Annotated in this window: 8 protein-coding genes; 2 read left to right on the top strand and 6 right to left on the bottom strand. The window is 71.7% G+C overall.

Annotated features, from left to right (window positions below; all coding sequences use genetic code 11):
• Window positions 1-302: 302 nt before the first annotated feature.
• From KN815_RS36005 to KN815_RS35980, 6 genes are all read right to left on the bottom strand, one after another.
• On the bottom strand, window positions 303-1,532 hold the full coding sequence (locus KN815_RS36005; RefSeq protein ID WP_216346046.1) for a cytochrome P450 family protein: 1,230 nt from the start codon (window positions 1,530-1,532) through the stop codon (window positions 303-305).
• Between the two features lie 191 nt (window positions 1,533-1,723).
• Entirely contained in the window at window positions 1,724-2,908 is a 1,185-nt protein-coding gene (locus KN815_RS36000) for an MAB_1171c family putative transporter (protein ID WP_216346045.1), read from the bottom strand.
• A complete protein-coding gene (locus tag KN815_RS35995; RefSeq protein WP_216346044.1) occupies window positions 2,901-3,605 on the bottom strand; it encodes an ImmA/IrrE family metallo-endopeptidase in 705 nt (234 codons plus the stop codon). Before KN815_RS35995 ends, KN815_RS36000 begins: the two co-directional genes overlap by 8 nt.
• Entirely contained in the window at window positions 3,592-4,119 is a 528-nt protein-coding gene (locus tag KN815_RS35990; protein WP_216346043.1) for a helix-turn-helix domain-containing protein, read from the bottom strand. Before KN815_RS35990 ends, KN815_RS35995 begins: the two co-directional genes overlap by 14 nt.
• Window positions 4,120-4,399: 280 nt before the next feature.
• Window positions 4,400-4,570 carry a hypothetical protein gene (locus KN815_RS35985; protein ID WP_211122063.1) on the bottom strand — a complete coding sequence of 57 codons (171 nt, stop codon included), beginning with the start codon at window positions 4,568-4,570 and terminating at the stop codon, window positions 4,400-4,402.
• 181 nt (window positions 4,571-4,751) lie between these two features.
• Complete coding sequence (locus KN815_RS35980) at window positions 4,752-6,320, bottom strand: FAD-dependent monooxygenase (protein WP_216346042.1); 1,569 nt, start codon at window positions 6,318-6,320, stop codon at window positions 4,752-4,754.
• A 131-nt stretch (window positions 6,321-6,451) separates the two neighbouring features.
• Between KN815_RS35980 and KN815_RS35975 the strand changes: the two genes are divergently transcribed.
• A complete protein-coding gene (locus KN815_RS35975) occupies window positions 6,452-7,048 on the top strand; it encodes a TetR/AcrR family transcriptional regulator C-terminal domain-containing protein (protein WP_216346041.1) in 597 nt (198 codons plus the stop codon).
• Window positions 7,049-7,292: 244 nt separating this feature from the next.
• Complete coding sequence (locus tag KN815_RS35970; protein WP_216346040.1) at window positions 7,293-9,623, top strand: glycosyl hydrolase family 95 catalytic domain-containing protein; 2,331 nt, start codon at window positions 7,293-7,295, stop codon at window positions 9,621-9,623.
• Window positions 9,624-9,687: the final 64 nt, after the last annotated feature.

Here is a 9,687-nt window from a genome sequence, read left to right as displayed (position 1 = left end):
AGTGATCTCAGGGGTGTGCTCTAGGGATTTCCGTAGTGGCGGCCGCCCACGGCCGGGGCGGGTGCGGCGGATGGGCCCGGCGCGGGGTGCGGAACGGACACCCATGGCCGGCGAGCGCCCCGGACAGGGGACCGCCTCGGACAGGGGACCGCCTCGGACAGGGGACCGCCTCGGACAGGGGACCGCCTCGGGCACACAGAGGCCCGCCCGGTGCGACGGGGGATGCACACCGGGCGGGCTCGAAGACCTTTTTACCGCATCGGCGGGGGGTTATGCATCAAAAACGTGTTCCCTTCCCCGTTTCACCATGCGACGGGCAGCGAGATCAGGCCACGCGCGCGGATCGACGGCCGCCACCGGAGCCGCTCCCTCGGGACGTCCAGCCGCAGCCCCGGAAAACGCCGAAGCAGCGTGCCCAGAGCGATTTCCAGCTCCATCCGGGCCAGGGGCGCGCCGAGGCAGTAGTGGATGCCATGGCCGAGCGCAAGGTGACCGGACCGGCCAAGATGTGGATTGAAGTCGTCCGGATCCTTGAACTGGGCCGGGTCCCGGTGTGCGGAGGCCATCGACAGCAGCACGGTCTCCCCGGCGGGGATGGTCACACCGCCGATCTCGATCTCCTCGAGGGGGAAGCGGCGGATCCCGAGCGACGCCGGGCCCTCGTACCGCGCCAGTTCGTCGAAGGCGGCCGCGAGACCGTCCGGATCCGTGCGCAGCTTCTTCAGGACCGTGGGGTGATCGAGGAGGGTGAGCACCGAGTTGGCGATGAGATGGACGGTGTTCTCGTAGCCCGCGAGGAGGATGAGGAAGGCGAGCGAGGTCAGTTCGTCCTCGGTGAGCCTGCCGTCGCCGTCCCCGGATTCGTCGTCGCGGACCCGGATCAGATCCGAGAGCAGATCGTCCCCGGGCTCGGCGCGCTTCTTCGCGATCAGCCCGGTGTAGAAGCCGAGCATGCTGCCGACCGCTTCCTTCGCCGCCTGCGGCCGCGCCGGATCGGGGGTGATCAGGGCGTCGCTCCAGGCCCGGAAGTCGCGCTGGTCGCGCTGCGGGACGCCGAGCAGATCGCAGATGACGATGATGGGAAGCTGTCCGGCGTAGGCGGCCAGCAGGTCCGCGCGGCCCTCGGACTCGATGGCGTCGAGCAGCCCGTCGGCGATCCGCCGGACCGGTTCCCGCATCCGCTCCACGCGGCCGGGGGTGAACGCCTTGACCACCAGCCGGCGCACCCGGGTGTGGTCCGGCGGGTCCATGTTGAGCAGATTGGCGTCGAGGGCGGGCGGCAGGGAGAAGCCGCGGAAGTTGCCCGGGGCGGCGTGGCGCTTGTCCAGGGCCAGGCGCGGATCGGCGAGCAGCCGCCGCACATCCTCGTAACGGGTCACCAGCCAGGCGGGACGTCCGTCGGCGCCGGCGATCCGATGGACCGGACCGGCCTCGCGGAGCGTGGCCAGGGCCGGGTAGAGGTCCTCGATCATCGGGGCGGTGTCAACGAGCTCCGGGCCGTCCGTTCCGGCGGCCTGCGCGGTGTTCTGCATGGATCCCGACTCTAGGCGGTGGCGTCCTCCGGGCCTGAACGGGCGGGGCGTTTCAGCCCGTCCGGGCGATGCGCACGGATGCGCGTGGTGGTGGCCGGGAGGCGGCGCCGGGGCTGAATCCCCCCGGCGCCGCCTGTGCCACGGGCGGCCCCGACCCCCGTCCAGGGCCACCTCGTCTGTGATCCCCCCGTTCACCGCCGCTGGGCGGCGGTCCCCTCCCTCAGTTCCGCGAGCACCTCGTCCACGAGCGGCAGGTGATAGACGTCGGCGACGCGGGCCAGGTGCTCGTGCTCCTCCACCAGTTCGGCCCCTGTCGTCATCACCACGCTGTCCGCCGCGGACTCCGGCACATGTCCCGCTGCTTGATTCAGCAAACCGCGTCTGAGCGCCGCTGCTTCCACTACGGCAGCAAGTTGCCAATCGTCGAGTCGCGCCGCGCCGGCCTTGACATGCGCGATCTCCAGGACGGTGGCCTCCACATGGCGCCGTACGCCGCGCTGGACGTCACGGATCTCCGCCATCTGACGGTTGGCCCGCCACTCGAGGTCCGCGAACGGCCACCAGCCGGTCCAGCGGGAGTGGCCCATGGACACCTCGGGGGCCTGTGCGGTGACCTCCCGCCACAGCGGCCGCAGCCGCCGGAAGCGGCGCCATGCCGAGGCCCGCGGCCCGACGGCGGGGATGGCGAAACCGGCCAGCACCAGGAGCGCGGCGACCGAGGCGGTCAGCGGAGCCACGCCGTTGGAAAGCCAGTACAGCTCACGGCCCGCCCAGGAGAAGACAAAACCGATCAGCTTGCAGGCGCAGTACGCCAGTCCCAGCCAGCATCCGGCGGCCAGCACCCGCAGCCCCCGGGCCAGCCAAGAGCCGCGCAGGCTGGCGGCATAGCGCGGGCAGAGGATGCCGAGCCCCGCCAGACCGGCTCCGAAAATGGCCAGATACAGCACCAGGAAGAGGACCACTCCCGGGGCGTCGGCGTAGGCGGTGCTGAAATCGCGGGGGTGCTCGACCGCGTCCGGGCGGCCGACCGCGAAGCCGACGATGGCCACGGTCCATGCCACGGCCACGGCGGCGACCACCACGACCGGCCGCACCGCCGACCCCGTCCAGCGCAGCAGCAGCACCAGGGCACCGGTGGCGAACACCACGACGGAGGAGTAGAGGAGGACCATGGCGAGATTGGCGACGCCCACCAGGCCGTCGAACCAGCGGTAGACGCTGGGCGCGGAGAGCAGGAACACATTCGCCACGGCCGCCGTCATCACACAGGCCAGGCCGAGATCGGCGTTGGCGCGGTCGCGGAACCAGGCCCGGGCCTTGTATCCGGCCATCGTCCAGGCGGCGGCGCCGAAGCAGAGATACACGAGGTCAAACACCGGCGTCACCGCCCGGTTCACCGCGTACGCCACCGTCGGCGCTGACGCCACCACTGACGGCGCCGGCGGCGCGGTCGGCACTGGTGGCGCGGTAGGTGCGCACGTGGCCCAGCGCCGGGCCGAGCGCCGCGGCGAGTTCGGCCGCCCGGCCCTGGAGCGGCAGCCCGTGGTCCGGCGAGGTCGGCACCACATGCTCCATCAGCAGCGTGCCCAGCACCTCGGTCTCGCGCTCGGTGAGGTTGTCGTAGCAGTGGTGGCGGGCGAAGTCCGGGGTCATCCCCAGCCGGCGCATCGCGGTGGTCACATCGACGGACGGCGTCCACATCCGCAGCGCGTCCTCGGTGACCGACGGGTCCTGCTCGTGTCCGAGCAGGAGATGGCCGATCTCATGCAGCACGATATGGATCTGGTGCCAGGGGGACGTCCTGAGCTCGTAGAAGATCCAGTAGTCCTCGTCAGTGGACGCGGTCATGCCCGAGACCACACCGCCCAGGCTCATCGGCACCAGATGGACGGGGCGTCCGACGCGGCGGGCGACGAGGGCGCACAGACCGGGCAGGTCGGTCGAGGCGGGCAGCCCGAGCTCCTTGATGAGCTGCTTGCACTGCCGCCGTATCCGGCCCACTCGCATGCCTGTACCACCCTCGTATCCGGTCCGCCGCCAGGAGGCGAACAGTTCCGGGTCAGTGACGGCCATTCGTCGCCTCGCCGTCCGGACCGCCCGAACCGTCCGCTCCCGCGGCCCCGTTCGGACCGGGAGGTTCGGGCGGAAGGTTCATCTGCTGCCGGAACTGGGAGATGATCGTGGTGAGACTGTCCTGGACCTCCGGCGGGAGACCCACGGAGCGCAGCGCGATGCTGCGCACCCGCTTGTCGCGCATCGCGACGAGGAACCGTACCTCCTCCTCGACCCGCTCGGCCTGCGAAGGCGACAGGTCGCCCAGCAGATAACCGACGGGTACGGCGAAGAACTTGGCGAGCGCCCGCAGCACATCAGGGCTGGGATTGGTGCGCTTGCCGTTGCGCAGCATCGACAGATACTGCTCGGTCACGCTCACCCCGCCGTACTCCTCGCCGCCGCTGATCTCCTCGGCGACGTAGGCGTTGGTGTACGGCGCGCCCGGCGGGTGCATGGTGGTGAACAGGTAGCCGAGCCGGTCCGCCAGCGGGCTGCCGGCGGCGTCCGGTGATCTGTCGGCACCCGCTGCCATCTGCGCCCCCTCACGGCTGCTCCCGGGCTCGAACACCCTCACGGTTGGTTAAGGCGGACGATACCGCGCGACGCATCCTGCCATGTCCATCGCACAGCACACCAGTCCGGTGCCGAATCGTGGGAGCGGCCGACTTAACTACCAGTTGGCAGCGGGGCCGAAAGGGTGATCGATCAGGCGAGGGAGGAGGCCGGCCGACGGCCGCGATGTCCGCTTGCTGCCAGCGGCCGCGGCCGAGGGGCCGGTGTCCTCCCCCGCTCTCAGCGCATGCGCCGGGCCATCAGTCCACGCTCTGGAGAATGTGCGGCTCGGCGAGGTCGTCCTCGTAACCGGCGAGTCGGATCGGCGCGGAACGCGCCCATACTTCCAGACTGCCCACCTCCGTGGCCTGCACGAACCGCCCGCTGCTATCGGCGCGCGCGTCGTCGCTCTGTGTTTGTTCGGGGGTCACCGCACACTCCCTCGTGTCGGCTGAACCGGATCTGTCGTCAGATTAACCAGCGTCTGAACGGTCCGCGCGTCGATTCTCAGAGACTGGACAACGAGCCGTCGCCGGGACCCCCTTCCGCGCCCGGTGGCCGCGCGGAGCCGTCCGTGATGAGCTGGTACGTACGAGACCCACCGAACTCGTCTCACTTGCTGGACAGCGCGCCATCCCAGGCGACATGGCCGTCCGGGCGCACCAGCACCGTGCTTCTGCCGGCCCAGCCGTCATGGGCGGTGGTGGGGCGCGCGGTCACGGTCCGTATCCGGTCGGGACTCCCGGCGATCGCCTCGGCGGTGGCGCGGGCGTCGGCGGCACCCGGGCCGTCGGGCGTCGCACGCCCCGCGTCGCCGCCCGGGTCGAGGTGGAGCAGTACGAAACGCCCGTCGGCCAGCAGCGGATACAGGCTGGGCTCGGGGGCCCCGGCCAGCCCGAGGTCGGGGGCACGGGTACCGGCCAGCGAACGGCCGCCCCCGGCCCCTCCCCGCTCCACGCCCCCTCCCGGCTCCCCTGTCTCCCCGGCCTCGCCCGGCTCCCCCGTCTCCCCGGCCTCGCCCGACTTCCCCACCGCCGGGCGGTAGGCCACGTCCAGTGCGGACAGCTCCCCGGCGAACTGCCGGTTCACCGCCGGGTGGGCGGCCAGAAGCCGGCCGAACACCGAGCGCAGGGCGCGCACGTCGGCGGTGTGCGTGGCGCCGAGCACGGTCTGGGCCCGGGTGTTCTCCAGCAGCGCGGCCCCCACGGGGTGGCGCTCGGCGTGGTAGGTGTCCAGCAGCCCTTCGGGGGCGCGGCCCTGGCACACCGCGGCCAGCTTCCACCCCAGGTTGAAGGCGTCCTGGAGCCCCACGTTCAGGCCCTGGCCCCCCATCGGCATATGCATATGCGCCGCGTCCCCGGCGAGCAGAACGCGGCCGTCGCGGTAGCGGGCGGCCTGCCGGGAGGCGTTACCGAACCGGGACAGCCAGCGCGGCGCCCGCATCCCGAAGTCCGTGCCCGCCACCTGGCGCACATATCGGCGCAGCTCATCGAAGGTGAGCGGCTGATCGGCCGGGATGGCGTGGGACTCCCCGGTGGTGCCCGCGATGCGGTGGTGTCCGTCGGCCAGCGGGACGACCAGGAAGCCCCCGTGCTCATTGTCGACCGAGGGGACCGACGGCGGCACGTCGAGCACCACATCGCCGAGGAAGCCGGTCGTGGTGGCGCTGGTGCCGGGGAAGTCGATACCGGCGGAGCCGCGTACGGTGCTTCCGGCTCCGTCGCAGCCCACCACCCAGGCCGCGCGCAGGGTGTACGTCCCGTCGGGGCCCGCCACGTCCACCTCGGCGCCGTCCGCGTCCTGGCGCACCTCCAGCGCCCGGTGCTCCCAGCGGATCTCCCCGCCCAGCTTCCGCAGCCGCTCCTCCAGGAGCTGCTCGGTGCGGAGCTGCGGCAGGACCAGTGTGTACGGGAAGCGGGTGTCCAGTACGGAGAAGTCCAGCCGGACCGGCAGCCCGCCGTAGTGCCCGGTGGGCACCGGAACACCCTCGCGGACGAACGGCCCGGCGAGACCGCGCATCGCCAGCACCTCCAGGGAGCGCGGATGCAGGGTCAGCGCCTTGGAGTGCGGGCTGCGGGCGGCGGCGCGCTCGATCACGGTGACGCCCACACCCACCAGCCGTAGTTCGGCGGCGAGCAGCAGCCCCACGGGTCCGGCCCCCACCACGACGACGTCGTTCACCACACCATCTCCCTTGTCTCTCGATCTTGTCTCTCGGTCCGCCCCCCGATCCCTCTCTTGATCCAGGATCAAGAGGCCGCCCTCAGTACACTTGATCCCGGATCAAGACGCAAGCGAAGGAGATCGGCGGCATGGGCCTGGACCGCACGGCCGTGGTGACGGCGGCGCTGGAACTGCTCGACGAGGCGGGGCTGGACAAGCTCACGATGCGCAAGGTGGCCGAGCGGCTGGGCGTGCAGCTCAACACCGTCTACTGGCACGCCTCCAGCAAGCCCCGGCTGCTGGAGCTGATGGCCGACACGATGCTGGCGGGATGCGCCGACGCACCGCTCCCGGACCGCTGGGACGACCGGGCGTACACCCTGGCCCACCGCTATCGCGCCGCGCTGCTCTCCCGCCGCGACGGCGCCCGGGTGGTGGCCGGGACGTATGTGGCCGAGGAGCACACCCTGCGCTTCGCGGACGCCCTCACCGGCGCGTTCCTCGGCGGCGGCCACAGTCCCGCCGAGGCCGGCTGGCGGACCTGGTCGCTGGTCTACTTCACGCTCGGTCTGGCCCAGGAGGAACAGGCCGCCCAGGGCATCGGCGGCATGGAGCCGCTGCTGCGGGCGGCCACCGCCGAGCGCTTCCCCGCCCTGGCCGCGGTCGCCGAGCACTTCGGCGACTTCGAGCACCGCTTCCGGCATGGCGTCGGGCTGATCGTCAGGGGGCGGGAAGCGAGCGCGTAACTCGCCCACTCAGAGCCGGGAGATCCGAGGTCTTAACGCGTCCGCCGCCGCACAGGCGCCATTTTCCCCTTGACGGCTTGCCGTCCATCCGATGTTTATGACGCACAAGGGGTTCCGGTTCCGTCACGCGGGCTGCATCATGCCCGCGGGGGTTCAGATCGTGGAACCTCAGGCATGTACGTGACCGCCCGCTGCTGCCCCCGCAGAAGATCGCCCGCACCCGGTTCACATCCCCTGGAGCGTCATGTCATCCGCACCCTCCCGAAGGACAGTCGTCGGCACCGCCGTGGCCGCCGGTGCCGCCGCCGGACTCGCCGGCCCGGCCACCGCGTACGCCGCCGAGCCGCAGGCCCCCGCCGCGGCCGTGGCCGCCCACCACGCGGGGGACCCCTGGGCCACGGTCCTCGCCGACGCCGACATGGTGTGGCAGAAGTTGCCGCAGACCTGGTACGAGGGCCCGTTCCTCGGCAACGCCCTGCTCGGCTCGGGCATCTACGCCGAGCCGGGCGACGCGAACAAGGTGCGCTTCAATGTGCAGCACAGCGAGGTCCAGGACCACCGGCCGGAGTTCGGCTCCCTATTCGGTCTCGCCCGGCTGCCCATCGGGTACTTCACCCTGGAGCCGGTCGGGGCCATCACCGCCATCGACTGGCGGCTGCGGCTGCGCGACGCCGAGCTGACCGGGACCATCACCACCGACAAGGGCACCCTCCACCTGCGCGCCCTCGTCCACAACTCCCGTTCCCTGCTGGCCATCGAGGTGACCCCGAGCGCCGGTGAGGCCGCGTTCCGCTGGGTGTTCCACCCCGCCGAGGCCATCAGCCCGCGGGGCGCCTTCAAACCGGTCCCCGACGGCTATACCGGCAACCCCCCGGCCGTCGTCGAGGACCACCAGGGCATCCAGGCCGCCGTGCAGCCGCTGCTCGCCGGCGGACAGCATGTGACGGCCTGGCGGGAGCGGACCCACGCGGGGCGGCGGACGCTGTACGTCACCGTGGCCCACTCCCACCCGAGGCGCACCGCGCGCGACCGTGCGCTGGGGGACATCCGGTCCGCCTCGGCGCTCTCCTACGACGTCCTCGCGCCCAGCCATCGCGCCTGGTGGCACACGTACTACCGGAAGAGCTTCCTCTCCCTCCCCGACGCCCGGCTCCAGCGCTTCTACTGGATCCAGCTCTACAAGGTGGCCGCGGCCGCACGCGCCGACGCCCCCGTGATGGCCACCTCCGGCCCCTGGCTGGAGTCCACCCCGTGGCCCGCGACCTGGTGGAACCTCAATGTGCAGCTCGAGTACTGGCTGATCCACGGCTCCAACCACCTCGAACTCGACGCGGTGACCCGGGCGCTCGGTGAATTCCGCGACAACCTCTCCAACCAGCTCGACACCCCGTACCGCAAGGACTCGGCGGGCATCCCCCGCACCACCGACATTCACCTGGTCAACGGCGGCGACGCGGCGAACGGCGGCTACGCGGTCGGCATCCCCGGCCAGGACCCGCCCACCCCCGAGGTCGGCAACCTCACCTGGGCGCTGCACAACGTCTGGCTGACCTACCGCCACACCATGGACGAGTCGGTGCTGCGCGAGGTGGTCTATCCGCTGCTGCGCAAGTCCGTCGCCTACTACCTCCACTTCCTCACCCCCGGCAGCGACGGCAAGCTGCATCTGCCCGCCACCTTCTCGCCCGAGTACGGCGTCAACGCGCCCGACTGCAACTACGACCTGATGCTGCTGCGCTGGGGCTGCGCCACCCTCCTGGACTCGGCCCGGCAGCTCGGCGTCAAGGATCCCGCCGCGCCGCGCTGGCGGGAGGTGCTGGCCAAGCTCACGCCCTACCCCGTCGACGAGAACGGCTTCATGATCGGCGCGGGTGTTCCATTCGCCAAGTCCCACCGCCACTACTCCCATATGCTCGCCGTCTATCCGCTCTACGAGGTCACCTGGGAGGACCCCGCCAAGCGCGAGCTGATCGAGACCTCGCTCAACCACTGGGTCGGCTTCGAGGGCGCGCTCCAGGGCTACACCTTCACCGGCGCCGCCTCGATGTCCGCGCAGATGGGGCGCGGTGAGGACGCGCTCAAGTACCTGGGCGAGCTGATGAGCCGCTTCATCCAGGCGAACACCATGTACAAGGAGTCGGGCCCGGTCATCGAGACTCCGCTGTCCGCCGCGCAGTCGCTGCACGACATGGTGTGCCAGAGCTGGGGCGGGGTGATCCGGATCTTCCCCGCGCTGCCCGCCGCCTGGCGTGAGCTGGTGGTCCACGACTTCCGCACCCAGGGCGCGTTCCTGCTGAGCGCCGCCCGCGAGGACGGCCGTACCCGCTGGGTGCGGCTGCGCAGCGAGGCGGGCGCGCCGTGTGTCGTACGGCACTCGCTCGACGGGCCGATCGAGGTGCGGGACGAGCGGGGGCGGCGGCTGCCGTACGAGACCGTGGGCGCGGGAACGATCCGGATCGCGCTCCGCAGGGGCCAGGAGGCGATCATCACCGCCCGCGGCGACCGCCCGGACCTGACGGTCCGCCCGGTCGAGGCAGCCGAGCCGGCGCCGCGCTGGGGGCTCCCCGCGTCCTGATCGCCCAGCGGGGACCCCCTGGCAGTGATCTCCCGGCCGGGCCCGGCCGCCCCGGTCCGGCGCC

It is taken from the genome of Streptomyces niphimycinicus (genome assembly GCF_018883605.1).
Taxonomy (GTDB): domain Bacteria; phylum Actinomycetota; class Actinomycetes; order Streptomycetales; family Streptomycetaceae; genus Streptomyces; species Streptomyces niphimycinicus.
This window is presented reverse-complemented; position numbering and strand designations above follow the sequence as displayed.

Coding starts and splice junctions, on each gene's coding strand:
- KN815_RS36005 (WP_216346046.1), bottom strand. CDS start 1,532: ATGCAGAACACCGCGCAGGCCGCCGGAACGGACGGCCCGGAGCTCGTT.
- KN815_RS35995 (WP_216346044.1), bottom strand. CDS start 3,605: ATGGCCGTCACTGACCCGGAACTGTTCGCCTCCTGGCGGCGGACCGGA.
- KN815_RS35990 (WP_216346043.1), bottom strand. CDS start 4,119: ATGGCAGCGGGTGCCGACAGATCACCGGACGCCGCCGGCAGCCCGCTG.
- KN815_RS35975 (WP_216346041.1), top strand. CDS start 6,452: ATGGGCCTGGACCGCACGGCCGTGGTGACGGCGGCGCTGGAACTGCTC.
- KN815_RS35970 (WP_216346040.1), top strand. CDS start 7,293: ATGTCATCCGCACCCTCCCGAAGGACAGTCGTCGGCACCGCCGTGGCC.